At 60.6% G+C, this 25,594-nt stretch carries 26 protein-coding genes; 7 read left to right on the forward strand and 19 right to left on the reverse strand.

Features of this window, described 5'->3' with window-relative positions:
* The first annotated feature begins 63 nt into the window (after positions 1–63).
* The gene (gene udp, locus G5253_RS04275; RefSeq protein WP_266134442.1) at positions 64–819 is read left to right on the forward strand and encodes a uridine phosphorylase; all 756 of its coding nucleotides are present in this window, start codon (positions 64–66) and stop codon (positions 817–819) included.
* A 153-nt stretch (positions 820–972) separates the two neighbouring features.
* Here udp and G5253_RS04280 read toward each other — a convergent pair whose 3' ends face one another.
* Positions 973–1,701: an RluA family pseudouridine synthase gene (locus G5253_RS04280; protein ID WP_266134441.1), complete on the reverse strand. Its 729-nt coding sequence runs from the start codon at positions 1,699–1,701 to the stop codon at positions 973–975.
* 222 nt (positions 1,702–1,923) lie between these two features.
* Here G5253_RS04280 and rihA point away from each other — a divergent pair, with 222 nt between their 5' ends.
* Both rihA and G5253_RS04290 read left to right on the forward strand, forming a co-directional pair.
* The gene (gene rihA, locus G5253_RS04285; protein ID WP_266134440.1) at positions 1,924–2,859 is read left to right on the forward strand and encodes a pyrimidine-specific ribonucleoside hydrolase RihA; all 936 of its coding nucleotides are present in this window, start codon (positions 1,924–1,926) and stop codon (positions 2,857–2,859) included.
* A gap of 33 nt (positions 2,860–2,892) precedes the next feature.
* Entirely contained in the window at positions 2,893–3,360 is a 468-nt protein-coding gene (locus G5253_RS04290; protein ID WP_043818580.1) for a hypothetical protein, read from the forward strand.
* 136 nt (positions 3,361–3,496) lie between these two features.
* Here G5253_RS04290 and G5253_RS04295 read toward each other — a convergent pair whose 3' ends face one another.
* From G5253_RS04295 to G5253_RS04310, 4 genes are all read right to left on the reverse strand, one after another.
* Entirely contained in the window at positions 3,497–3,766 is a 270-nt protein-coding gene (locus G5253_RS04295; protein ID WP_227016197.1) for a putative quinol monooxygenase, read from the reverse strand.
* A 74-nt stretch (positions 3,767–3,840) separates the two neighbouring features.
* Positions 3,841–4,137, reverse strand: coding sequence for a winged helix-turn-helix domain-containing protein (locus G5253_RS04300; RefSeq protein WP_266134439.1), 297 nt, complete (start codon positions 4,135–4,137; stop codon positions 3,841–3,843).
* Positions 4,134–4,664 (reverse strand): DUF1523 family protein, encoded by a 531-nt coding sequence (locus G5253_RS04305; RefSeq protein WP_005337948.1) that lies wholly within the window; start codon positions 4,662–4,664, stop codon positions 4,134–4,136. Before G5253_RS04305 ends, G5253_RS04300 begins: the two co-directional genes overlap by 4 nt.
* A gap of 175 nt (positions 4,665–4,839) precedes the next feature.
* Positions 4,840–6,462, reverse strand: coding sequence for a methyl-accepting chemotaxis protein (locus G5253_RS04310; RefSeq protein WP_266134438.1), 1,623 nt, complete (start codon positions 6,460–6,462; stop codon positions 4,840–4,842).
* Positions 6,463–6,694: 232 nt separating this feature from the next.
* Here G5253_RS04310 and G5253_RS04315 point away from each other — a divergent pair, with 232 nt between their 5' ends.
* A complete protein-coding gene (locus G5253_RS04315) occupies positions 6,695–7,327 on the forward strand; it encodes a LysE family translocator (protein ID WP_216954223.1) in 633 nt (210 codons plus the stop codon).
* 73 nt (positions 7,328–7,400) lie between these two features.
* Here the strand turns inward: G5253_RS04315 and G5253_RS04320 are convergent, their stop codons facing one another.
* The 8 genes from G5253_RS04320 to G5253_RS04355 form a co-directional block, all read right to left on the reverse strand.
* On the reverse strand, positions 7,401–8,609 hold the full coding sequence (locus G5253_RS04320) for a cation:proton antiporter (protein WP_266134437.1): 1,209 nt from the start codon (positions 8,607–8,609) through the stop codon (positions 7,401–7,403).
* A 153-nt stretch (positions 8,610–8,762) separates the two neighbouring features.
* Entirely contained in the window at positions 8,763–9,866 is a 1,104-nt protein-coding gene (locus tag G5253_RS04325) for a beta-N-acetylglucosaminidase domain-containing protein (RefSeq protein WP_266134436.1), read from the reverse strand.
* A 43-nt stretch (positions 9,867–9,909) separates the two neighbouring features.
* A complete protein-coding gene (locus tag G5253_RS04330) occupies positions 9,910–11,637 on the reverse strand; it encodes a potassium/proton antiporter (RefSeq protein WP_005359340.1) in 1,728 nt (575 codons plus the stop codon).
* Between the two features lie 280 nt (positions 11,638–11,917).
* Positions 11,918–12,064, reverse strand: coding sequence for a hypothetical protein (locus tag G5253_RS04335; RefSeq protein ID WP_005337933.1), 147 nt, complete (start codon positions 12,062–12,064; stop codon positions 11,918–11,920).
* Positions 12,061–12,750, reverse strand: coding sequence for a M15 family metallopeptidase (locus tag G5253_RS04340; RefSeq protein WP_216954216.1), 690 nt, complete (start codon positions 12,748–12,750; stop codon positions 12,061–12,063). The genes G5253_RS04335 and G5253_RS04340 overlap by 4 nt, the downstream gene beginning before the upstream one ends.
* On the reverse strand, positions 12,747–13,874 hold the full coding sequence (dapE, locus tag G5253_RS04345; RefSeq protein WP_266134435.1) for a succinyl-diaminopimelate desuccinylase: 1,128 nt from the start codon (positions 13,872–13,874) through the stop codon (positions 12,747–12,749). The genes G5253_RS04340 and dapE overlap by 4 nt, the downstream gene beginning before the upstream one ends.
* A gap of 19 nt (positions 13,875–13,893) precedes the next feature.
* A complete protein-coding gene (locus G5253_RS04350; protein WP_005337930.1) occupies positions 13,894–14,244 on the reverse strand; it encodes an ArsC family reductase in 351 nt (116 codons plus the stop codon).
* Positions 14,245–14,562: 318 nt separating this feature from the next.
* A complete protein-coding gene (locus G5253_RS04355; protein WP_266134434.1) occupies positions 14,563–14,877 on the reverse strand; it encodes a hypothetical protein in 315 nt (104 codons plus the stop codon).
* 285 nt (positions 14,878–15,162) lie between these two features.
* Here G5253_RS04355 and dcuC point away from each other — a divergent pair, with 285 nt between their 5' ends.
* Together dcuC and G5253_RS04365 are read left to right on the forward strand one after the other, a co-directional pair.
* A complete protein-coding gene (gene dcuC, locus G5253_RS04360) occupies positions 15,163–16,539 on the forward strand; it encodes a C4-dicarboxylate transporter DcuC (RefSeq protein WP_216954209.1) in 1,377 nt (458 codons plus the stop codon).
* An 84-nt stretch (positions 16,540–16,623) separates the two neighbouring features.
* On the forward strand, positions 16,624–17,763 hold the full coding sequence (locus tag G5253_RS04365; RefSeq protein WP_266134433.1) for a M20 family metallopeptidase: 1,140 nt from the start codon (positions 16,624–16,626) through the stop codon (positions 17,761–17,763).
* A gap of 101 nt (positions 17,764–17,864) precedes the next feature.
* On the opposite strand, the gene G5253_RS04370 is transcribed toward G5253_RS04365, so the two are convergent.
* The 4 genes from G5253_RS04370 to asnS form a co-directional block, all read right to left on the reverse strand.
* Positions 17,865–18,521, reverse strand: coding sequence for a hypothetical protein (locus tag G5253_RS04370; protein ID WP_266134432.1), 657 nt, complete (start codon positions 18,519–18,521; stop codon positions 17,865–17,867).
* A 135-nt stretch (positions 18,522–18,656) separates the two neighbouring features.
* Entirely contained in the window at positions 18,657–20,000 is a 1,344-nt protein-coding gene (locus tag G5253_RS04375; protein ID WP_041208381.1) for an anaerobic C4-dicarboxylate transporter, read from the reverse strand.
* 375 nt (positions 20,001–20,375) lie between these two features.
* Positions 20,376–21,131 (reverse strand): substrate-binding periplasmic protein, encoded by a 756-nt coding sequence (locus G5253_RS04380; protein ID WP_216979130.1) that lies wholly within the window; start codon positions 21,129–21,131, stop codon positions 20,376–20,378.
* 110 nt (positions 21,132–21,241) lie between these two features.
* Positions 21,242–22,642: an asparagine--tRNA ligase gene (gene asnS / locus G5253_RS04385; protein WP_216979129.1), complete on the reverse strand. Its 1,401-nt coding sequence runs from the start codon at positions 22,640–22,642 to the stop codon at positions 21,242–21,244.
* A 194-nt stretch (positions 22,643–22,836) separates the two neighbouring features.
* On the opposite strand from asnS, the gene G5253_RS04390 reads away from it, so the two are divergent.
* Entirely contained in the window at positions 22,837–23,187 is a 351-nt protein-coding gene (locus G5253_RS04390; RefSeq protein WP_216979128.1) for a hypothetical protein, read from the forward strand.
* A 23-nt stretch (positions 23,188–23,210) separates the two neighbouring features.
* Here the strand turns inward: G5253_RS04390 and G5253_RS04395 are convergent, their stop codons facing one another.
* Positions 23,211–24,023, reverse strand: coding sequence for a HAMP domain-containing protein (locus tag G5253_RS04395; RefSeq protein WP_216979127.1), 813 nt, complete (start codon positions 24,021–24,023; stop codon positions 23,211–23,213).
* A 176-nt stretch (positions 24,024–24,199) separates the two neighbouring features.
* The gene (bioA, locus tag G5253_RS04400; protein ID WP_266134431.1) at positions 24,200–25,474 is read right to left on the reverse strand and encodes an adenosylmethionine--8-amino-7-oxononanoate transaminase; all 1,275 of its coding nucleotides are present in this window, start codon (positions 25,472–25,474) and stop codon (positions 24,200–24,202) included.
* Positions 25,475–25,594: the final 120 nt, after the last annotated feature.

The following is a 25,594-nucleotide window of genomic DNA, read 5'->3' on the forward strand; positions in this document are numbered from 1 at the left end:
TCATAAAGAATCATCTTAATTTGCGTCCTGACCATGCTGGCAGGGGGCAACCAGGAGTCCAATATGTCTGATGTATTTCACTTGGGTTTGAAGAAAGCGGATCTGCAAGGCGCCACCCTGGCGATCGTCCCCGGTGACCCCGAGCGTGTAAAGCGTATCGCAGAGCTGTTGGATAACCCGGTGCACTTGGCCAGCCATCGTGAATTCACTACCTGGAGTGGCGAGATGGACGGCAAGGCCGTGATCATCTGCTCTACCGGTATCGGTGGCCCGTCCACCTCCATCGCAGTAGAAGAGCTGGCCCAGCTGGGTATCCGCACCTTCCTGCGCATCGGCACCACCGGCGCCATCCAGCCGCACCTGAATGTGGGTGACGTGATCGTGACCACCGGCTCCGTGCGTCTCGACGGTGCCAGCCTGCACTTCGCACCGATGGAGTTTCCGGCTGTTGCCGACTTCGACTGCACCACCGCGCTGGTCAACACCGCCAAAGAGATGGGCTCCAAGCTGCACATCGGTGTGACTGCCTCCTCCGATACCTTCTACCCGGGTCAGGAGCGTTACGACACCGTATCCGGCCGCGTAGTGAGCCGTTTCCAGGGTTCCATGAAAGAGTGGCAAGCCATGGGCGTGCTGAACTACGAGATGGAGTCTGCAACCCTGCTGACCATGTGCTCCAGCCAGGGTCTGCGTGCCGGTATGGTGGCTGGCGTTATCGTCAACCGTACCCAGCAAGAGATCCCGAACGCCGAGACCATGGCGAAGACCGAATCTGATGCCATCAAGATCGTACTGGGCGCTGCCCGCAAGCTGATCTGATAGCACCACAAAGAGTGGGGGGTGGGGGCCGTTGCGAAAGCGCGGCCCCTATCTTTATCCGCCGTTTACCGCTTTTCCTCTCCCGTCACGCCTTTCACTGATCCCGTCGCACTCGCACTTGTTGTCTCTGCTGGCTGCCTCTACCTATTGCCCCTAAAAAGGCGCTGTACAGCGGATCTGCATAGGCTCGCCGCTCACCGGATGAGCAAAATCCAGCTCGCTGGCATGCAGCATCAGCCGCGGCGCCTGTTCGCAGCCGGGCGGCAGCAGGCCACCATAGAGATCGCAACCGAGGATGGGGTGGCCCAGCAACTGACTGTGGATGCGCAGCTGATGGGTGCGGCCGGTCTCCGGCACCAGTCGTACCCGGGTCAAAGGCACGGTTTGTCCCTGCATCTGCTGCGCCAGCCGCTCAACCACCTGATAGCGGGAGCGGGCGGGTTTGCCGCTGGTGGCGCAGATCTTCATCAGCGGGAAAATAGCCGGATCCTTGGCGATGGGGGCGTCGATAACCCCTTCGTCGTTAGCCAGATGGCCGCAGAGCAGGGCGCTGTAGGCCTTGCTCACCGCCCGCTGGCTGAACTGTTGGCAGAGCTGGGCGTTGATGGCCTTGTTTTTGGCCACCACCATGAGACCTGAGGTACCAAAATCGAGGCGGTGCACCAGGGTGCAGCCGGGGTAATCCTGTACCAGTCGATAGTGAACCGAGTCGAGGTTCTGCGGATTCTTGCCCGAGAGGCTCAGCAGGCCGCTCGGCTTGTTGATGAGCAGCAGGTGCTCATCCTCAAACAGGATCTCGATGGCGGCACTGCAAGGTGGGGCGATAAAGGTGTCGACGATAACGGACATAGGGCGCACGGGCTGGAAACGGGGTGCGATCATACCCGAACCGGCGCTGCCGGGCGAATGGGCGGTGCGCTGCCTCGGAAAATGAACGGCATGACGTCATGCAACCTCTTGATAATGAGCCGCTTTGAGCGATGCGGCGTGCCGTGCAAACCGCTTGGGTCACCAACAAGGCCCCGTTTTGTGACCCCTTCCCGAGTTCATCCGAAGCTTGCTTGTTAAGGTATGGCTCCCTGTTATGTTGTAAGGACCCTTTCCATGGCACTGCCCGTTATTCTCGATTGTGATCCCGGCCACGACGACGCCATTGCCCTCATTCTGGCGCTGGCCAGCCCTGAACTTAAGGTGCTGGCGGTCACCACCAGTGCGGGCAACCAGACGCCGGACAAGACCCTCAACAATGCCCTGCGCATCCTCACCTTGCTGGGGCGTGACGATATTCCGGTGGCGGCGGGGGCGCCGAAACCGCTGGCCCGCGAGCTGATCATCGCCGACAACGTCCATGGCGAATCTGGGCTCGATGGCCCCAAACTGCCTGATCCTGCCTTTGCGCCGCAGGCCATGACTGGGCTTGAATTGATGGCCAAGTGCCTGCGCGAGAGCCCGCAGCCCGTGACTCTGGTGCCGACCGGGCCGCTCACCAATATCGCCCTGCTGCTAGCGGCGCATCCCGATCTCAAACCCAGGATTGCCCGCATCGTATTGATGGGGGGCGCCGCAGGGGCTGGCAACTGGACGCCTGCGGCGGAATTCAATATTTATGTGGACCCGGAAGCGGCCGATATGGTGTTCAAGTCGGGTATCCCCATCACCATGTGCGGCCTCGATGTGACCCACGAGGCGCAGGTGATGGATGAGGATATCGAGCGGGTGCGCGCCATCACCAATCCGGTGGCCCAGTGCGTGGCCGAGCTGCTCGACTTTTTCATGATCTACCATCGGGATCCCAAGTGGGGATTTGCTGGTGCACCGCTCCACGACCCCTGTACCATTGCCTGGTTGCTGGCTCCCGAGCTGTTCCACGGAGTCGAGTGCCGGGTCGATATCGAGACCAGCGGGGTGCATTCCGTGGGGATGACGGTGGTGGATCGTTATGGTCTGACCGGCAAGCCAGCCAATGCGCTGGTATTGTTGGGGCTGGATCGTCCGGGCTTTATCGATCTGCTGGTGACGCGGCTGCGGGCGTTTGACTGAGCGCCGGTTCATTTTTGCAAGAAGGGGCGGGGAATGTGGAAGAGAGGCTTGGTGCTGCTGGCCGGGTTGCAACTGACAGGCTGTGCGACGCCATTCGAGCGGATGTGGCAGGGGCTGGCGACCTGTGAATTTACCGATCTCTATGTGGATGAGACGGGCAGGGCCGCCAATCTACAACTGGCCAACTACACCCCCTACAAGGTGAGCGATGGCTTTGCCTGGTACAAGGTGCACGAGGAGCTGCACGGTCTGCCGGTGGTCGGCTTTATCGTGCCAGCCTCCAGCTTCGAAGTGCATGCCCTCTTTGTCGATACCCCCATCGCCAATGCCCGCCGGTTGACCCACAACGCCTACGGCAGCGAGTTTGGCGACGAGCAGAAGCATGACGAGGGGTTGGCGCCCCTGCTGCTGCGCGATCCCAACAACCCCAAGCGCTCCATCATCGACTGCACCCGCGGCGAGTCAGACGGGGAGCTTGAGGATTCGGCCATGCCCGAGTAGAGCCACCTGTCACGCCATCGGCCTGAAAAAAGAGGGGCCAGCCTTGCCGGCTGGCCCCTCTATTTTGTTCCCCTTCGCCCGCCTAAGGGGCTGGCACGGCACGCGTTGGCATTCCTTCTCGAGGCGTTTGTTATGTTCAACTCACAGTAACTTCATAATAACGTTCAACATTAACAGAAACTTTACCCCACTTAGACGATTTAACTCTTAACTGATGCCTATCAAAAGCAGTTTGATCTTTAAACTCTTCATATACATCGAACCGATACTGGTTTTCTTCGTTTTGCGTGACTTCAAAAATCAGACAACCATCCTCTAATCTGGTTAAACGAATATGATTGTCTAGCTCATTGATAACAGCAGTTAACTCAGCTTGTGGCACAACAATGAAGCCTTTTAGAGTCACCTTGCTCAATTTTCATCCTTTTAAATTTTTGCAGATGTAGCTGATTTGTTTATGTGAAGCGCATAACACTCGGATCAGGGATAGCTCAACGTCTCTTTGATAAGCGGCAGTTGAGCCTTGATCCACGCCGGATTGATGGGACCCCAGTCGCTGATGCGGTAGTGCCCCTGCAGGTGGCGAGCCCCCTCGGTCTGCTCGAAGGCGCAGCTGATATCGAGTTCGGCCAGTGCCATCAGGGTATCCTGCGCGGTGCGGCGCGGCATGCCGGTCGCCTCCATGATGGCAGGCACCGTATCCGTGCCCTGGCTGATCAGCCAGGCCACGTAGAGCCGCCGGTAGAAGCTGGTGCGGGTCTTGCTCGGCTCACTCATATCTCGTCCTCAAGACGATCGAAGTAGCGCCAGGTTGCGATGGCTGCCTTGCCCATCACCAGTGCCCAGAGGCCGAACCAGAACCAGCGGAAGAAGCTCCAGGTGGAGGCGTCAGGCTCTGTGCTCTCGATCTTGGTGACGTTGGGGAACATGGAGAACATGTTCACGCGCCAGCCGTAGGAGGTGATGATGGCCAGGCGTTTCTCGAACTCCATCGACTTGGCCTTGGCCTGGACGTCGGCGGCGTTGAATTTGAAGTAGAAGGGCCAGCCCCACTCGGTATCTTCATTGCGAAACACCCGGATCTTCTCGCCGGGGCGCTCGGTGTAGATGTAATAGACGTCGGTGGTGGGGCCGTCAGCCGGGTTTTTCTGGCTGATGGGGCCATCCTTGTCGGTGCGCTTCACCTCGACCCCGGTGATGGTGGCGATGGTGTGCTCCGGCAGGTAGTAGTCGAGCCAGGCGGCGGAAATGAGGGCGATGAGCCCCAGGGCGATAAAAGCGGGTTTCTTGAATCTCAGGCTCATGGTGTGCTCACGTGAGGGGGAGTAACGTGCCTCTACCATACCGATATTTGACAGGGCAGCCCAGCCCCTTATGGCACCAACGGCCAAAAAATGGCGTTTAAAACAGAGACAAAGCCATTGCTCCATCAACAAGAAAGGCCCCTGCGGGCCTTTTTGTCTGGTTCACTTTGTGCGCTTACAGCTGGAATTGGGCCAGCTGCTTGCGTTGCTGCTCGGCGAGCTGGGAGAGCTCGTTGCTGGCACTGGCGCTCTGGCTGATGCCGGCGGAGCTCTGGCTCACGATCTCGTGAATATTGGTGATGTTGCGGTTGATGTCGGCAGTGACGCAGGACTGCTCCTCGGCGGCGGTGGCGACCTGGGCGTTGGCGTCGTTGATCTGGCGCACGGCACCGGTAATGCCGCTCAGCAGGTCCTGCACCTGAGCGGACAAGCGCTGGTTATGGCTGAGGATCTCCAGAGTCTCCTGTACGCCGTTGTTGGCGGATTGGGACTGGCTCTGCAGCCGCTCGATGATGGCCTGGATCTCCTTGGTGGAGTCCTGGGTACGGGCCGCAAGCATTCTCACTTCGTCGGCCACCACCGCAAAACCACGACCCGTTTCACCGGCACGGGCCGCTTCGATGGCGGCATTGAGCGCCAGCAGGTTGGTCTGCTCGGAGATCCCCTGGATCACTTCAATTACCTTGCCGATCTGCTCGGACTGGGATTTGAGCTGAGCCACGATGGCGGCGGCATCTTCCAGACTGCCCGCCATCCGGCTGTTGGCGGCGATGCTTTCGGTAAAGAGGGCGAGCCCCTGTTCGACCCGGCCATTGGCATCCCGCGCCAGCTCGTCGGCGATGGCGGCGTTGTGGTTGACGTTGTCAGCGGTGCTGGAGAGTTCGGTCACGGCGGAGGCGACCTGTTCGATCTCGCTGTGCTGCTGCTTTGCATTGGCCTCGGACTGGGTCATCACGGCGGCCAGCTCGGTGGCGGCGGAGGCGACGCTGTTGCTGATCCCGGTCAGGTTCTCGATGGTGCTACCAAGTTGCCCCAGAGTGAGGTTGATATCTTTGGCCAGACGGGTCAGCTCGTTGTTGCCCTCCGCTTTGGCGCGCACGTTGAAGCGCCCTTGCGCCACGGCGTGCATCACCTCTTGCAACTGACCGATGGGGCTGACGATGCGCCCGGAGAGGACCCAGCCGCAGATCAGCGCCGCCAGCAGGGTACCGGCGGTGAGCAGCAGGGTACGCAGCAGGGTGGCGTCGTAGTGGGCCTGCTCTTCGGCCAGCTCTTGCTGGATCAGCTGGTTGATGTGGGCGGACATGCTGTCTATCTGCTTGATCAGCTGTTCACCCAGCTCGCGGAAATGGAGGCGAGCCGCCTCGTAGGCGACCGGATCGCCGCCACCCTGATGTTTTTGCGCCAGCAGCGGCAGCATGTTGCTGCGGGTATGGCTGAGGTAGGCCTGCAGGGCAGCAGCGACCTGACGGTTATCCTGCTCGGCACCGGGGAGCACCAGACGGCCGAGGATGGCGTTGATCTCCTGCTCGGCGCTGTTGAGGTTTGCGGGCAGTGCGGCAAACAGCTTGGCATCGTAGAGGCCATAGATGGCGCTGGTGCGCAGCCGGTAGGTGGCGTGGATCAGTTTGGCAATATCGTCCTTGTGCTGGACCACGGTCTGGGTCGTCTCATCTATGTCATTGATGGCTTCATCCAGCCCCTGTTTACTGATGGCAATCATCACCATCATCAGCAGGCTGGCCAGCAGCAGCGGTATCAGGACCTGGACACGTATTGATAGATTATTCAATGACATAAATGGCTCTAATCCGAAATGGGAGGAGCCGACATATTACACACCTACGTCAGGAGCTGTCACAGGCTTTTATTGCTGAAATTTGCTGAAGAAAAGGTTTTTCCTTGTGAAAAAGGCGCCATATATGCATGATTGAACGCTTGATCCCCTGAATATGTGGTACAACTGGCCGGATTGAGTCAATCCTGTCCCGTTTTCGTGATTCCCCGCTCTTGGCGTATGGAGGTGTGTAGTGTCCAGCTGGATCGATCCGGCCATTCTGGCTCTGTTTATCCCGACCTTTTTCTTTGTCTCGGTGACCCCCGGCATGTGCATGACCCTGTCGATGACGCTGGGGATGAGCCTGGGGGTGCGCCGTACCCTGCACATGATGTGGGGGGAGCTGATCGGAGTCGGGTTGGTCTCGGTGCTGTCGGTGATCGGGGTGGCTGCCATCATGCTCAACTATCCGGGGATCTTTGCCGCCTTCAAATATGTGGGGGGCGCCTATCTGGTTTGGCTCGGTATCCAGATGTGGCAGGCCAAGGGGAAGATGGCCATTCCGGCGGATCTTTCGTCCGGTCAGCAGACCAGCGCCATGGGACTGGCGGTGCAGGGTTTCGTCACCGCCATTGCCAACCCCAAGGGGTGGGCCTTCATGATCTCCCTGCTGCCACCGTTCATTTCGGCCAGCAAGCCGATGGTGCCGCAGATCACTGCGCTGGTGGCGCTTATTCTGGTCATCGAATTCTCCTGCCTGCTGCTCTACGCCAGTGGTGGCCGAACTCTGCGCCACTTCCTCGCCAAGAGCGGCAACGTCACCCTGATGAACCGCATCGCCGGTACTCTGATGCTGGGGGTGGGAGTCTGGCTGGCGCTTGGTTAAGCGCTGTTAGTGACCCCCACCAGACAAGAAAAATGCCACCGGTCGGTGGCATTTTTTATGAGTGCCAAGTGGTTCAGCGGGGTTTGAAACGTGTGACCCAGGGGTTGGCGGTGATGCCATGCAGCAGCACGCTCAATATGATGGTGCAGAGCACGGTGGCGATGATGGGGCGCTGGCCAATCAGGGCAGGCTGGTTTTGCAGCACCATCACTGCAAAGACGATACTGGCAAGGCCCCGCGGGCCGAACCAGCCGATAAAGAGCTTGAGCTCTGGCTTGAGGCCGGTGCCGAGCAGGCTCAGCCAGACCGGCACCATCCGCAGCAGGGTGAGGCTGGCAATGGCATAGAGCCAGTATTGCCAGTGCATCAGCTCCGACAACATGGGGAGCAGAGTTGCGCCAAACACCATCCAGATCACCACGGAGAGCAGGTCGCCGTAGCCTTCGCAACTGTCCATATAGGCGTGCTTGTGTTCACCGAGTCTGCGCCCGATAAAGAGACCGCCGACAAAGGCGGCGATAAAGCCGCTCCCCCCCAGACTCTGGGCCAGCGCAAAGCAGAGCAGGGCCAGTCCCGGCATGGTGAGCTGGCGCCAGAGCGGCAGTTGCCAGCCGTTGAGATAGGAGATTTTCAGCAGCCGTATGGTTAGGCTGGTCAGCACAAAGGCGACCAGCAGGCCAATACCGATCTCCTCCAGCATCAGGGTGATGGCCAGGGTGGCGGTGCCTGCGTGCTGCTCGGTGGGGGCGATAAGGGCAAGCAGCAGAAGCAGCACAGGTACGCAGATGCCGTCGTTGAGGCCGCTCTCCTGATTGAGCCCTTCGCGCACCGGTGCCGGCACCGCGGGGTTGCTTACCACCGCCTTGCCGAGTGCTGCGTCGGTGGGGGCAAGAATGGTGGAGAGGATGGCCATCTCCAGCAGTGGCAGGTCGGGGAAGATCCAGTGGCCAAACAGGGCGCCACAAAGCAGGGTGAGGGGCAGGCCAATCAGTAGCAGCCGGATGGGGAGCTGGCGGTTGGCCAGCAATACCTGCCAGTTGGTGTTGGCGGCATCGTTGAACAGCACGATAACCAGAGTCAGCTCGGCCAGCAGCTTGATGCCGGCGCTGTCGATAGAGAGGGAGAGCAGCTCCAGCCCGCCAGGCCCCAGCAACCAGCCGGTCAGTAGAAAGAGCAGGGGGCCGTTGACCAGCTTTGATTCGAAGCGCCCCGCGATCAGGCTGTAGATCAGCAAGAAGGCAGCGATCACCGCCAGATTCTGGTAAAGCAGATGTGTATCCATACAAGCTCCCTTGAAACCATCTTGTCAGGGCTGTTTAACTGCCATCCTGGCCCCGGGTTATGCCCGATATTCTCAGTGATTAACTCTTTGTTGCCGTAACTGTGCGCACACCTTGTCCAGAGTGGCTGTGCCCATCACGCCTGCCGAGGCAGGTCAATCGGTCAGGCAGTCGGGGTCGAACACATACTCCCCATCCAGCCAGCGCACGATTTCGTCGACGCAGGATTGGTCACGAAACGGCAGGTAGCGGGCCTTGAGATGGGCCACCTGCTCAGGGGTCAGCTGGGCCATCCCTATGTCCTGAAACAGCGGCAGGTCGGCCTCGATCATCGCCGAGATCTGTGGGCCGCAGGTGGCGTTGAGGGCGGCATGCTGCGCCTTGTCGGGGTCGTACTGCTTGCCGAGGCGGTAGCTCATCGGCAGGGTGGCGAGGGGTAGGGTCGACAGCGCCGCCTGTTTCATCGGGTTGACCGCGTGGCCAGAGACCAGCTCTGCCAGCTCGGCAGGGCGATTCTCGAAGGCGCGCAGGTGCAGGTAGCTGCTCGCCTTGCTGCCATCGTTGACCGGGTAGTTGTCCCACAGGAAGGGCTTGCGGCCGAGCAGTTCGGTCACCTGCTTGAGGTGGCTGGCCGGATATTCGCTGGAGCAGACCTTGGGGCCGGTCCAGAAGATCTCGAAACGGCGATCGAGCCGCTCGCCAAGCTCCTCCAGATAGTGGGGCGGCATGGCGCCAAACACCTTCTCCAGCACCGGATCGGTCGAGTAGTAGCTGGGGCAGAAGATGAGGCGGGTCGCCTTGCTGTGAGCCGCGATGTCGTGGGCGATGATGAGCTGATGGTGCGCCAGATCCGGGGTATCCCCCTTCATGTCGTCAAACAGCACTGCCAGAATGTCAGGCTGCAGCATCTCGTCGATGAGGCGCACTTTCTCAAGCAGCGCCGAGCGTTTGCGATCGTAGTCGTGATGAGCCCCCATGGGGCTCAAGCCCACCCCGAAGGCGATGCCGTTGGCGCGGCACTGGCGCGCCAGTTCGGCGAGATCGGCCTGCTGCTGCTCGGGCCAGGGGAGGGCCCAGTGCTTGCGCAGATAGCCATCCTCTTTCGGTGCATAGATATAGAAACCGTAACCGTGGCGTGGCAGCCACTGGGCGTAGCGGGCGCGGGCCTGCCAGCTCCATCCCTTGCCAAAAAAGCCTTCAATGACCCCCAGATTGGCAGCGGGGGGCAGGGGGCCGGACAGCAAACTTTGATATGGCATAACTCTCTCCCTTCTTGCTGGGGACTTGATACGGGACGGTCAGTCAGACCGGGTCCTCTTCCTGAAAGCGCACCCCGATCTTGCTCGGCACGCTCTCGTCCATTTCGGCCACGGTCCAGATCAGGCCCTGCCATTCGATGTTGTCACCGACCACCAGATTATCGCCCAACTGACTGGCAATAAAATCGCCCAGTGTCTGATCCGCCACCTCGCTCACATCCAGCCCGTAAAGAGGGGCGAGATCCACCAGCCGTGCCGCCGCTTCCAGCAGGAAGTCACCGAAGAAGCGGGGGCCGAGATCTTGCTCCGGTGCCTGACTAAAGAGCTGACCGAGGGCGGGGAGGTCACGTTCGTGACCGATGACGCAGAGGATGTCATCGGCCTGCAGACAGGTACTACCCGAGGGGTGGAGCAGCTCGCGGCCACGAAACAGGGCGCAGATCCGGGTGCCGGTGGGCATCTGCAGATCCCGCAGTGGCGAGCCGATGCACCACTTCTCTTCCCCCAGCTGGTAGACGAAGGTCTCCCACTGGCTGTCGAGATCGATTTCGAGCCCCGAGCGGTTGATGGGCGACGGCGGTGCCGGTACCTCCACCCGCGCCAGTTTTGAGGCCAGCGGTAGCGAGCTGCCCTGCAAAATCAGCGAGACCAGTACTACAAAGAAGGCGACGTTGAAGTAGAGCTGGGCGTTGGGCAGCCCCGCCATCATGGGGAACACCGCCAGAATGATGGGCACGGCGCCGCGCAGGCCAACCCAGGAGATAAACCAGCGCTCGCGGGGGGCGAAGTTCTTGAACGGTAGCAGCCCGATCCAGACCGACACCGGGCGGGCAAACAGGATCATCCACATCGCCAGCGCCAGCGCGGGCAGGGCGATGGGCAGCAGCTTGTGGGGGGAGGCAAGCAGCCCCAGCACCAGAAACATGCCGATTTGGCTGAGCCAGGTCAGACCGTCCAGCACCGACAATGTGGTGCTGCGGCTGCGCAGGGCGAGGTTACCGAGCAACAGACCGGTGAGATAGATGGCGAGAATGCCGCTGCCACCGACCGCCGTGGTGAGGGCGAAGATCAGCAGACCGCCGCTGACGGTGAGCAGCGGATAGAGCCCCGGCGCCAAGCGGGCTGTGTTGATGAGGCGCCACAGCAGCCAGCCGCCGCCAAGGCCGATCCCGGCGCCAAGACCAAACTGCTTGACCAGTTGCAGCAGCAGGAAGCCCCCATCCAGCCCTTGCTGGGCGGTGGCGAGCACCTCGATCAGGGTGACGGTAAGAAACACTGCCATAGGATCGTTGCTGCCCGACTCTATCTCCAGCGTCGCGCTCACCCGCTCGTTGAGGCTGCGCCCGCCGAGCAGGGAGAAGACCGCCGCCGCATCGGTGGAGCCGACAATGGCGCCGATCAGCATCCCCTGCATCAGGTTGAGGTCAAACAGCCAGGCGGCGGCAAGCCCCGTCAGGCCGGTGGTGATAGCCACCCCGACTGTCGCCAGCGACAAGGCAGGCCAGAGTGCAACCCGAAACGAGGAGACCCGGGTGCGCATGCCACCGTCGAGCAGAATGATGGCAAGCGCCAGGTTGCCCACCAGATAGGCGATGGAGTAGTCGGCGAAGTGGATGCCACCAGGGCCATCCTCACCGGCCAGCATGCCGACGGCGAGGAAGATAACCAGAATGGGAATACCGAGGCGGGAAGAGAGGGCGCTCAACAGTACGCTGGCTCCCACCAACAGGGCAGCGACAAAAAAGAAACTGTTGATGGTAGCGGCATCCAAGGGCGAACTCCTTCCTGGTAATGTGCAAAGTAGGCACATTATATGCAGTTAGGCCCCCCTTGTGTGGCTTATTTGTGCATCAATTTTCACTTTCTTACATTTTTCATCCCTTTTTTCAGCATGGCCGCGCCATATTCTGACTGTGACGGGGTTAACGAAAGCGGAGTCAAAGGATCGTCGATTTCAGGATGCGCAGGGAGGAGAGGGCGGGGAAAAGCGAAACGGCACAGCAGAGGGAGAGGGGAGCACAAGGGCGCTCCCCACGGGATGGGGGCGGGATTCAGTCGTCCTCGTCATCCTTTACTTCGCGGATCTTGTCCTTGTAGTTGGGCAACTGCTTCTCCAGCCGTTTCATGTCTTTGATGGCATTGAGAAACAGCCCGAGCAGGAACAGCAGCGGCAACCCTATCCACAGCCAGAGATTCATGGGATTTTCCTTTCGTCAGGACAGGTGGTGACATAACAGGCCAAAATTTCATCAAGGTTGGCCAATATGGTCGACTTGCCTTCAATATCCGCCTGTTGCAGGCAAAGCGCCAGTGCCGCGGGATCAAGTCGCTGCTCGTCGGACTCCAGCGAGAAGCTAATATGCCAGGGCTCGTAGGCGACCCCGCTCTCTGCCCCGACCGGCTTGGCATAAGGGAGGAAGAAGCCGAAGTCGCTCATATGGTCGCTGAGCCACTCGCTCAAGCCTGCAAACCAGCCCCCGGCTTCATACTCCCACGGCTCCAGTGCCAGTTTGGTATTGGCGGGCAGGCAGTCCGGGTCGTAGATATCGAGATCGGTCCCCCAGTGGTGACGGCTGGTGCCGGGCAGGGCGCTCCAGCGCAGGATAGCGTGGAGGCGCTCCTCGTCGCTCAGTTGCAGGGCGTCGATGGGCTGGCTGTGGGCATCGAGCAGTGGCCGTTCGCCGCGCCACTTGCCATTCCAGATGGCGAGTTGGCGCTCGAAGCTGCGCCAGCTGGAGGCCGCCTGCAGGTTGAACCCCTCGTAGGCGGCCGCCACCTGCATGTCGTTGAAGGCCGCCGCGGTGGCGGCGGTCAGCCGATGGGGGCCGCGCCCCACCAGAATAAGGTGGCTCTCGTCGAGCCCCAGCAGTTGTTCCTGCGTCATGCCAGCAATCTCTCGAGCACCCCTTGGTACATGTCGGCCAGCAGATCCAGATCGTCCGCCTTCACGCACTCGTTCACCTTGTGAATGGTGGCGTTGACCGGCCCGAGCTCAATCACCTCGGCGCCGGTGGGGGCGATAAAGCGCCCGTCGGAGGTGCCACCAGTGGTGAGCAGGGCCGGTCGCTGACCGTTCACCGCCTCGATGGCCGCCACGGCCGCATCAAGCAGCGCGCCGGTATCGGTGAGGAAAGGTTGGCCGGAGAGGGTCCAGCTCAGCTGATAATCGAGGCCATGTTTATCCAGCAGCGCCTCGACCCGCTCGCGGATATCCAGGTCGGTCAGTTCGGTGCTGAAGCGGAAGTTGAACTGGACGTGCAATTCGCCCGGAATGACGTTGGAAGCGCCGGTGCCGGCCGAGATGTTGGCAATCTGGAAGCTGGTGGGGGGGAAGTAGGCGTTGCCCTCATCCCACACGGTGGCGGCAAGTTCGGCCAGCGCTGGCGCCGCCTTGTGGATCGGGTTGTCAGCCAGATGGGGATAAGCCACATGGCCCTGCACCCCGCGTACCAGCAGATCGCCGGTGATGGAGCCGCGGCGGCCGTTCTTCACTACATCCCCTACCACGGCGGTAGAGGAGGGCTCGCCGACGATGCACCAGCGGATCTTCTCGTTGCGGGCCTCCAGGGTGTCGATCACCCGGGTGGTGCCATTGATAAAGGGCCCCTCCTCATCGGAGGTGATGAGAAAGGCGATGGACCCGGTGTGATCCGGATGCTCGGCCACGAAGCGCTCTACCGCCACCACCATGGCAGCCAGCGAGCCCTTCATGTCGGCGGCGCCGCGTCCGTAGAGCACGCCATCCTTGATGGTCGGCTCGAACGGCGGGGTGTGCCATTTGTCCAGCGGCCCGGCGGGCACCACGTCGGTGTGACCGGCGAAGCAGAACAGTGGCCCCTCGCTGCCACGACGGGCCCAGAGGTTGGTGGTGTCCTCAAACACCATGGGCTCGATGACAAACCCGAGCTTGGCGAGGCGCTCCGCCATCAGGGTCTGGCACCCTTCATCGAGGGGGGTAACGGAGGGGCGGCGGATCAGATCCTTGGCCAGTGCGATGACATCCGACATCAGTTGTCCTTAGTTGTCCTTAACGGGAAAAGAGGGATTGGTAGTGATCAGCCTTGAAACCCAGGGTCAGTTCGCCGTCACGGTCGAGCAGCGGGCGCTTGATCATGGCCGGATGTTCCAGCAGCAGGGCGCGCGCCTTGGCGGTGTCGAGCCCCTGTTTGGCCTCATCCGGCAGGGCGCGGAAGGTGGTGCCGCGGCTGTTGAGCAGGGCTTCCCAGCCGAGTTTTGCCAGCCAGCTGTCCAGATCGTCCGGGTTCAGGCCGTCGGCGCGGTGGTCGTGAAAGCGGTAGTCGATACCGGCCTCATCCAGCCACTTGCGGGCTTTCTTGATGGTGTCGCAGTTCTTGATGCCATAGAGGGTGATGGCCATGGGGAGTCCTTCTCTTGTGGGCGCTGGCCGTGGCCGCGCCCGAAAATCCGAATCAACAGAGTGCAAGGGCCCGATTCTGGCATTGTGGCAATCCCATGGCAACGCCGATGGTCCGGCTCGCGGGTTTTACCGGAACTGGTCACACCTGAACGGCGATTTTGAGCACAAAGTCAGAAGCAGTGGGGCTGGCGTGCCCGATGGGGTTGGGTATTGCGGGAGAAGATCGACTATTGCAGGAGAAAAAGAGAAGGGGGCAAACGCCAGATAGCCAAAACGCGCCAGTGGGCGCGTTTTGGTCGGCATCATCAAGTACCTCAATCAGTGCAGGGTGGTCCACTCATGGTCAAAGACCCGGGCCCGTTCCCAGGGTGCATCAGGCAGGCTGGAAGAGAGGCCAGTGTATTTGCCCACGTCGTCCACCACGATGGCGGAGAGGATCGGCAGGTTGTTTTCGGTGCAGTACATGCGGATGCGTTGCAGCAGGGTGCGCAGTTCATCCTGGCACTGCTCCAGCCCGGCCTGCTTGGCCAGTTTGGAATAACGAATGGTAGTGCGTTCCTTTGCAGACTCGACGAGGATGTCCCACAGCTTGTAGTCGCAGGTCGAGACACCTGCGGTGGCTTGGCTTGTCATAACTCTCTCCGGCGCGAAATGGTCGCTATATGTCGAAGCGCATCTTCGCCACTTCGGCGCTGTCGTATGTTGATCCAACGCAAAAAAGAGGGGAGTCGCGTCAGACAATTCTCTTTCCGAGAATGGTAAAGGTTTTTCTGTGGGTGAAAAAACGAAAATTTGGCACTTGGCTAACATATTGTGCTGTCAAAGCCCAATGTCGTCACCTTTATTGATGGGGATCAAAGGCAAACAGTAGTCAGATCACTAGATTTCGCTCCTCGATAAATTTATCAGGAGTGAATATTGGAACTTTTATTCGTCTTGCTCGTTCTGGTCGCCGTGGTCTACGGCATCATCAAGGATTACAACCCGCAGGCGGTGCTGGCGCTGGCGGGCATGGCCATTTTTGCAGTGGCCTACTGGTTGGGGCTGCACCCCATTCTCCCCGCTGACAAGAGCACCGGCTTCGCCCTGTTCGACCTGTTCGAAGTGTTCAAGGGGATCTTCTCCTACCGCGCGGCGGGCCTCGGCCTCACCATCATGGCGGTGGCGGGTTTTGCCACTTACATGTCCCATATCGGGGCCTCTCAGGCGCTGGTGCGGGTGGCGGTCAAGCCGGTGGCGGGCATCCAGTCCAGCTACCTGATGCTCGCCATCTGTTATCTGGTGGCGGTCTTTGTCTCCCTGTTCGTCACCTCCGCCACCGGCCTTGGCCTGTTGTTGATGGTCACCATGTATCCGGTGATGCGCAACCTCGGCATCAGCCCGGCCTCCGCCTGTGGTGTCATCGCCACCTCCCAGGCGTTTGAAATTGGCCCGACCCAGACCAACGCCATCTTCTCCGCCGGTCAATCCGGCATGGATCCGACCAGCTATTTCGTCGACTACCAGATCTGGCTGGTGGCCCCCATGCTGCTGGTGACCATGGTGCTGCACTTCTTCTGGCAGCGTCACTGCGATCGCAAGGATGGCTGGGATCCTGCGCTCCATCGCGGCGATCACGCCGAGCTGGACGAGCAGGGCACCGAGAGCGTGCAGGCGCCCACCTGGTATGCCCTGCTGCCGATAATCCCCTTCGTGCTGATGATGACCTTCTCCAAGCTGCTGGTGAGCGACATCAAGATGAGCGTGGAGGTGGCCATGCTGCTGTCGGTCTTTATCGGCATGCTGTGCGAGCTGCTGCGTAGCCGCTCGGTGCGAACCGCATTCGCGGGGCTGTCGAGCTTCCTCGATGGCATGGGCAAGGTGTTTGGCCCTGTGGTGGCGCTCATCGTCTGTGCCGAGCTGTTTGCCGAATCTCTCAAGGCCATCGGCGCCATCGATACCCTGCTGCACTCTGCCAGCAATGCCGGTATCGGCAGCGGCCTGATGACCCTGGTGATGGTGGGCCTCATCATGGTGGCGGCGGTCATCATGGGCTCCGGCAACGCGGCGTTCCTGAGCTTCTCGACCCTGGCACCGGCGGTGGCGGCCAAGTTTGGCGTGCCTGCGGTGACCATGTTGCTGCCGATGCAGCTCGCTTCCAGTATCGGCCGCACCATCTCTCCCATCGCGGCGGTGCTGATCGCTTGTGCGGGGATTGCCAAGGTGTCGCCCTTTACCGTGGTCAAACGCACCAGCGTGCCGATGGCGGGGGCGCTGGTGACGGCGCTGACCCTCAACTATCTGCTGTTTATGTAAGCGGGTGGCGGACGGCACGAGCTGTCCGCCCCTTTCACTCGGCTGTCGGACGGGAGGCCTGCCCTCCCGTCCCAGGAGATGACAATGACAGACTCTCGCAACGCTTTTTCTCTGGATGCCTACCTGGCAGATCTGGCCCCGCTCATCAACCTCGATTGCGGTACTCGCACCCCGGCCGGGGTGGCCAAAGTGGCCGACATCATGACCGAGAAATATGAGGCCATCGGCTGGCAGGTGACCCGCCACCAGTTTGCTGCCGAGTGCGGCCCCTGCCTCGAGGCAACCAATGCCCCGGGGGCCGATCACTACGATGTGATGCTGGTGGGCCACATGGATACCGTCTTCCCCGAGGGGACGGCGGCTAAGCGCCCGCTCAAGATTGAAGGCAATCAGGCCTTTGGCCCCGGCGTGTCAGACATGAAGAGCGGCCTGCTCTCCACCTGGTATGCCTTAAAAGAGATGGATCCGGCGCAGCTGGCCAAGCTCAAGGTGCTGGTCTGCTGCAACTGCGACGAGGAGATTGGTTCCCCCTGGTCCAAAGATTGGCTGGTGGAGAAGGCCAAGCAGAGCGGTTGCGTGCTGGTGGCCGAAGCGGCGCGCCCGAGCGGCGATCTCATCAGCGCCCGCAAGGGCAATGCCAAGTACCGCATTACCTTCCACGGCAAGGCCTCCCACGCCGGTTCGGCGCTGACCGAAGGGGTCTCTGCCATCACCGAACTCGCTCATTGGGTGCTGGCCATCAATGAGCAGGTCAATATGGAGACCGGCACCACCATGAACGTGGGGGTGGTACAGGGCGGCACCGGCGTCAACGTAGTGCCGGACTTTGCCGAGGCGATCGTCGATCTGCGCTTCTGGAGCAATGCAGAGGCGGCGGCGGTGCACGAGCGGCTCACCTTTATGGCCAACAACCCCTTCCTTGCGGGCTGTCGGGTCGAGGTGGATCGCCAGAGCTTCAAGCCGGCGATGCGCCCGAGTGGCGACACCGAGGCTGTGATGGCGCTGGTGGAGGCGGCTGCGAAAGAGGAGGGGATCTCCTTCAACTGGCTGGAGGCCGGTGGCGGCTCGGATGCCAACTTTACCGCAGCGGCGGGTGTGCCGTCGCTGGATGGCTTTGGCCCCATGGGCGGCGGTTTCCACTCGGAGGCGGAATTCCTGCTGCTCGATAGCATCGAGCCGCGCATCCGCCTGCTGCAGCGGGTGCTGGGCAAGCTGGCCAAATAGGTCGGCGTCAAAGACAAGCAAAACGGGAGGCCATCGCCTCCCGTTTTTTTATCTGCCGTACCTGCGAAGATTCATCCCGCAGAGCAGTTTTTCTTGCACCCTCAACCCTCATCCTCCCGCAGATAGGCAAGCTGCTCCTGACGGGCAACCTGCCAGTGGCCGAGTGCCAGCGGCGCCGCAAAGCCCGGGCCGTCGGTCACCATGGTGTGGTACTCCCCCTGCTCGCCGCAGGCATCAAAGCCCCGGGTTGCTGCCAGCTGCTGCAACTCGGCGAGGGTGGCAGCATCCAGCGTGCGTCCCACCCACTCGGAGGCCAACACTCTGGTATCGACGCAGGAGAGGTGGGCGACGATGCCGCGGGCCAGCAGATCCGCCAGCAGCGCCTTGCGGGAGTGTTGCCAGAGCGGCGTATGCACGGTGAGACCAAGCGGGCGACAGCGCTCGCGGATCCAGTTAGGCGCGCCGCCCACGCTGTCGATATCGCCGGTGACCACCCCATCGAGTTGCCACTCCTCCTTGAGCTTGGCCAGCGCCCGCTCATAACCGAGATCGAACGGCGCCTCTATGGTGACCAGCAGATGGGGCAGCGCGAGGGCCGCCGCCTGTCGACGTACTTGCGACAGGGGATGGGCCAGAAAGCGGGGGGCTGGGGGGGCAAAGGTAGCCAGTGCCACTACCTGATGGCCCGCTTCACGGGCATGGCAGAGGGCCTGCATGGCATCCTTGCCGCCGCTCCAGAGCACGATGACGCGAGACATGGAGAAGATTCCGCAAAGAAAAGAGGGGTCATGCTACCCAGAGCGCGGGCAGTTGGCAAAGCAGTATGGTGTGCGCCACAAAAACACAGGCCCCCGTGCGGGGGCCTGTGGCAGTGATTGAACAGCGAGCGCCGGTCAGAGCAGGATGCTGGTCAGGATAAAGCCCAGCGAGCAGGAGGTCACCACCCCGATCAGCCCCGGAATGATGAAGCTGTGGTTGATGATGAACTTGCCGATGCGGGTGGTACCGGAGCGGTCGAAACCGATACAGGCGAGATCGCTCGGGTAGGTCGGCAGCACGAAGTAGCCGTAGCTCGCCGGCAGGAAGGCGATCAGCAGCTTCGGCTCCACACCCAGTGCCAGACCCATGGGGGCGATGGCGGTGAGGGCGGCGGCCTGGCTGTTCACCAGCTTGGAGATGAGGAACAGCACCAGCGCGTAGGTCCAGGGCTGGGCCTGTACCACGTGGGCCAGGGTCTCTTTGAGCAGCGGCATGTGGGCCTGGAAGAAGGTTTCGCTCATCCAGGCAACCCCGAATACGGAGAAGATGGCGACCATGCCCGCCTTGAAGACGGCGCCGTTGGCGATTTCGCCCGGCTTGACCTTGCAGCGCATCAGGATGATTGCACCGGCGATCAGCATCATCATCTGGATCACCAGGTTCATGGAGAGCGGGCCAGTCTTGTCCTTGATGGTGAAGACGGGGCGCAGCGCCTCATCGGCACCCAGCAGCACCACGGCTGCGATGGCGGCGAAGAAGATCCAGGTAGACCAGTAGGCCTCTTTCGGGAATTTGGTGTTGAGCAGGGTCTCGCCACCACCGTAGATGAAGGCGCGCTGCTCCGGATCCTGGATCTTGGCCTGGAACTCCTCGTCCTTGTCCAGATCCTTGCCGCGGCGCAGGCTCCACAGGGCCGCCACGATGACACCTGTCAGGGAGGAGGGGATGGCGACCATCAGGATGTCGAGCAGACCATAGGCCTGACCGATACCGTGGCCAGCCGCCAGAATGGAGACCATGGAGACCACGGCAACCGATACCGGTGAGGCGCAGATGGCCATCTGGGAGGCAACGGAGGCGACAGCCATCGGGCGCTCGGGACGGATGTTCTTCTGCAGCGCGATGTCGGCGATGATGGGGAACATGGTGTAGACCACGTGGCCGGTACCGCACAGGAAGGTGAGGGTCCAGGTGGTGAGCGGTGCCAGGATAGTGATGTATTGCGGGTGACGGCGCAGCAGACGCTCGGCTACCTGCATCATCAGGTTGAGACCGCCGGCGGTCTGCAGGGTGGCAGCACAACCGATCACCGCCAGAATGGTCAGCATTACCTGAACCGGCGGTTCGCCCGGAACCAGACCGAAAACGAAGGTCAGCAGGAAGAGACCGATACCACTGATGAGACCAAGCCCCATGCCACCAAAGCGGGTACCTAGCAGCAAGCAGCCGAGTACCACCAAAAATTCCATCAAGATCATTCCATTACCTCGTGTGATTCAACCCATGTTGCCGCGGGTAGCCTGAACCATGAATTGTCATTGTCTGTTTTTAATTAGCCCAAAAGGGTTAGTTATTATTTTGCTCCCCTGCAAAAGTGAAAAAATTGAGTTACTTCAATAACTCGATGAATTTTTGATTAAACCACTTAAAAACCACGTACTAACAAAAACATCATTTTTGTCACCAAGTGGTATCACTCGGGGCCAGCCCATCAGAGTGCAACCAGAGGCGTTGTGATGGGGAATGCGTTGGTAAGGAAGTTGTGGAAAAAGGCCCGGGTCAGGGGAGAAGAGGCTGTAAAAACACGGGTTAAAGATATCTTTTTTGACAAATGGGGTGTTCTGCGACTCTGCTCATCGGGGGGCGGGTGCTGATAGCAGATAGCGACGCTGATACTGTTCGCTCAGCTGCTTGATATCGAGTCTGGCTAGCGCATTGTTCACTCGCTGTTGCAGTTGCTGTTGATCGGGACGGAACATGATGTGCAGGCTCTTGTACCCGAGGATCTTCGGGTTGAACTGCAGCTGTTCGGGGTGGAGTTTGTCATCGTGATAGGTGAGCCAGTAGAAAACATCCCGGTCGATCACGGCCAGATCGAGCCGGTCGCGCTGCAATTTTCGCAGGTTGAGGTGATCGTCGTCCACGGCAAAGGTGTTGAGGCGCTTGCTGGCCATCAGGGCATCAAATTCACGGGTATTGATATAACCTGCGACGACCCCAATCCGGTAGGAAGCGAGATCTTCGAGTCGCTGCCAGTGGATAGGGGGGCCGGCTTGCTGCGCCATGCCCAGCACACTACTGCCCACGCTGGTGGAAATATGCCACCGTTTATCCAGATCATCGGCGAAGTATTTGGGGAAGTAGCCGCTGTAGTGCTGGGCGGGATCGGATGCCAGCAACATGGCTCGATGCCAGGGGTAGAAGTCAAACTGAACCTCCAGCCCCGCTTCGGCAAATGCACGCTTGACGATATGGCCGGTAAGGCCACCATCAGGGAGATGCTGGCTGGTATAGGGGGGCCACTCCAGGGTGGTCAGGTGCACGGGTTCTGCCCGCAATTGCAGGGGGAGCCAGAGCAGCAAGAGTGTCAGAAGCCGACGATATCCCATGAACGACCCATTCCTTGTGTCGATTGGTTCTGAGTATTACCCATAACGGGGGTAATAAAAAAGCCGACCCTGAGGACGGCTTTTGCAATGTAGTGGCAATATGCCGCTGATCAGAACTCGGCGGTACGCGGAGTTCGCGGGAACGGGATCACGTCGCGGACGTTGCCCATACCGGTCACGTAAACCACCAGACGCTCGAAGCCCAGACCGAAGCCGGAGTGCGGGACTGTGCCGTAGCGGCGCAGATCGCGATACCACCAGTAATCTTCCTGCTTCAGGCCCATCTCGGCCAGGCGGGCATCCAGTACCTCCAGACGCTCTTCACGCTGGGAGCCACCGATGATCTCGCCGATGCCCGGTGCCAGTACGTCCATCGCGGCAACGGTCTTGCCGTCGTCGTTGAGGCGCATGTAGAAGGCCTTGATATCTTTCGGATAGTTCTTCACCACCACCGGAGACTTGAAGTGCTCCTCGGCCAGATAGCGTTCGTGCTCGGAGGAGAGATCGATGCCCCAGGAGACCGGGAACTCGAACTTCTTGCCGCAGTTTTTCAGCACTTCGATGGCATCTGTGTAATCAATCTGGGCGAAGTCGGAGGCGACGAAACGCTCCAGACGGCCGATGGCATCCTTGTCTACGTGCTGGGCAAAGAACTCCAGATCGTCGCGACGCTCGGTCAGGACGGCGTTGAAGACATACTTCAGCATGGCTTCGGCCAGGGCGGCGTTATCTTCCAGATTGTTGAAGGCCACTTCCGGCTCAACCATCCAGAACTCGGCCAGGTGACGGCTGGTGTTGGAGTTTTCAGCGCGGAAGGTCGGCCCGAAGGTATAGACCTTGGAGAGGGCGCAGGCATAGGTTTCGGCGTTCAGCTGGCCGGATACGGTCAGGAAGGCCTCTTTGCCGAAGAAATCTTCGTTGTAGTCCACCTTGCCGGCGTCGGTACGCGGCAGGTTTTCCAGATCCAGGGTAGAGACACGGAACATCTCGCCGGCCCCTTCGGTATCAGAGGCGGTGATGAGCGGGGTCGCAACCCAGACAAAGCCCTCTTCGTGGAAGAAGCGGTGGATAGCTTGCGCCAGGCAGTGGCGAACCCGGGTCACGGCACCCACGATGTTGGTGCGCGGGCGCAGGTGAGCCTGTTCACGCAGGTACTCGATGCTGTGGCGCTTGGCGGCCATCGGGTAGGTATCGGGATCTTCGACCCAGCCGACGACCTTCACATCGGTGGCCTGCAGTTCGAAAGCCTGGCCGCTGCCCTGGGATTCGGCGATGATGCCAGTCACTTCCACGGAGCAGGCGGTGGTCAGACGCAGCACTTCATTCTCGTAATTGGCCAGGGTATTGGGGACGACGGCCTGTACCGGATGGAAACAGGAGCCATCGGAAATGGCCAAAAATGAGATCCCCGCCTTGGAATCACGGCGAGTCCGGATCCACCCTCGTACAGTCAGGGTGGTGCCAACCGCATATTTACCGGTCAGCACATCAACTACGGATGCGTGCGTCATCGAAATATTGTCTCCAGCTTGTTCTTGCAGCGCTATTTGCAACACTAGGGAGTCTGGCCCGGGCACAGATGGCCCACCATGGCAGACTAAGCCGTCAATCTTACCCGCGCGGGTTTGATAAACAAGCAAAAATGTCGGACTCTGGTGGGGTTTTCAGCATGGTTCACCCAAGCAGGGTTCCCTCGGGACAGGAGATGCGAGTGAAAGAGCGGCGACAAGGGCCGGATTGGCTGACACGACTGTTGCGAGCAATGGTGCTGATCTGCTGGTGCGGTTTTATCGTGCTGCTTGCGCTCTATCACTATGCTAGGCCGGAGATTGCATATGGTTTTCTGGTTTACGGCGGCATCAAGGTACGCGATTACTGGGATCCCGCACTCACTCCCTGGTTGGTGCATGGCCTGTGGGGTTGCAGCTTGCTGACCCTGGCTGTACTGCTGCTGGAGCGGCGGCGCAGTCGGCGCAGGGATGATGCCTATCACGTCAATCTGGCGATCCTGCTGCTGATCCTTATTGCTTGTCTGCTGTTCTATTACACCGGTTAGCCGATGCCGGGCGGTGTGGTCCGCTATTCGCCAGGGCGAGCTCCCGGCTTGCCGCCGAGCGGTCGCTTGCCGAGCTGGCGCTCCACACTGTCGAGCATCTGGTTGTAGGCCACCGCCACCCGGCCAATCTCGTCGCCGTCATCCCCCTCCAGCCGGTGGCCGAAGTCGTGCAAGTCGGTGGCCTCTTCCATGGAGCGGGTCAACTGGTTGAGGGGGCGCACGATCCAGGTGCGGATGACCCAGAGGGTCAGCAGCAGTCCCATCCCGAAGATGCCGGTGAGGATCAGCGCCGAGGTGAGAATGTTCTGCTCGACCCGGGTAAACAGCGAATCGAGGGAGTAGTCAAAGCGCACCGCACCGAGCACAGTGTTCTCCGGCACCAGATGACAGCTGGTGCAGTCGGTGCCGCGAAAATCCTTCTTGGCTAGTAGCGGTCGGGTCACTACCAGACGGCTGTGCATGCCGTTGTGCACCACCTCCAGACTCCCTTTGCCCGCCAGAGCCAGCTCATCAAACTCATCTTTTACCTGCTCTGTCTCCCGTCCAGGCCCGAACTGTTTGCTCACCGCGTCGCCACGGACGATGCGGGCATCCTCCACATGGGCGTGGTCGAGAAACTTGCCGCGCAGGGTATCGCGGGCATCCATCTTGCCGGTCAGCATCAGCATGTTGAGGCCGTCGAAATAGGCTTCGGTCTGCTCGCGGCTCTGCTCCTTGATGAGGGTCAGGATGAGATCGCGCTCGCGCACCGCCTGATAGGCTGCGGAGAAGACCAGTACCATGGAGAAGATGAAGAGCAGGAAAAAGTTGATTTTGGCAGCAATGGAGAGGCGCATGAGCAGTCTTTCTTGATGGTAAAACCGCAGCAGTTTACCCCTCTTGGGGCCTCAGGTCTGGTGTTTTGCTCACATTACGGCAAGTGAAACTGCACTGAAGTGGATAAAGTTGCCCTCTTTATATATCAAATGCTGGTAGTCAAACGGGCGGCTGCGATGGCCGCCCGCTGCATGCCTTAAAACTCGCCTTCGGTGATGGCCTGACGGATGGCGCCGGTCAATACCCGCAGCTCTTCAGGGGTGATGACGAACGGGGGCATCAGGTAGACCAGCTTGCCAAAGGGGCGGATCCAGGCGCCCAGTTCGACAAACTTGCGCTGGATGCGCGCTACATCCACCCGCTCTTTCATCTCCACCACCCCGATGGCGCCGAGCACTCGCACATCCGCGACCGCCGGGTGCAGGGTCAGCTCTACCAGCTCGGTACGCAACTGATGCTCGATGGCGCGCACCCGCTCCTGCCAAGGTGAGGTCAGCAGCAACTCGATGGAGGCGTTGGCCACCGCGCAGGCAAGCGGGTTGCCCATAAAGGTGGGGCCGTGCATAAAGACGCCGGCCTTGCCGTCACAGATGATGCGGGCGACATGCTCGGTGGTCAGGGTCGCCGAGAGGGTGAGGTAGCCGCCGGTAAGCGCCTTGCCCAGACACATGATGTCGGGGCTGATCCCCGCCCAGTCGCAGGCAAACAGCTGGCCGGTGCGGCCAAAGCCGGTGGCAATCTCGTCGGCAATCAGCAGCACACCGAACTCGTCGCACAGGGCGCGCACCCACTGCAGGTAGCGGGGGTGATAGAAGCGCATGCCGCCAGCGCCTTGCACTATGGGCTCAAGCACGATGGCGGCGATCTCCTCGTGATGATCGGCCATGAGTGTCGCCAGCCCCACCACGCACTGCTCGTCCCACTCGGCGTGGAAGCGACAGCTGGGCGCATCGACAAAATGGTGCTCCGGCAGGAATCCCTTGTAGAGCTCGTGCATGCCACCATCGGGATCGCAGACGCTCATGGCGCCAAAGGTGTCGCCGTGATAGCCGCTGCGCAGGGCGACAAATTTGGCTCTGGGCGTCCCCTTGGCGTGCCAGTACTGCTGCGCCATCTTGAGCGCCACTTCCACTGCCACCGAGCCGGAATCGGCCAGAAATACCCGATCCAGACCCGCCGGGGTGATCTCCACCAGTTTGCGACAGAGCTCGACCGCCGGAGCGTGGGTGAGGCCGCCAAACATCACGTGGGACATCTTGCTGAGCTGGGCGGTGGCGGCGGCGTCCAGTACCGGCACCTGATAGCCGTGCACGCAAGCCCACCAGGAGCTCATGCCATCCACCAGTTCACGGCCATCGCTGAGGGTGATGGTCACCCCTTTGGCGCTGGCCACTTCATAGCAGGGCAGGGGGTGAGTGAGGGAGGTATAGGGGTGCCAGATGTGGTGCAGGTCGAATTCTTGATTGGTCATTTGTTGTTCTGTTGTCAATTGGTTTGATCTGGTCGGTGTTGACAGTCTACGCGTGCTCTCTACACTAGCCAACAATTTCAGCCACTTGGCACTGCGCATCACCTTGAGCGCGCGGGCCCG

The sequence above is a fragment of the Aeromonas sp. 602658 genome (assembly GCF_049173005.1).
Taxonomy (GTDB): Bacteria; Pseudomonadota; Gammaproteobacteria; order Enterobacterales; family Aeromonadaceae; genus Aeromonas; species Aeromonas veronii_A.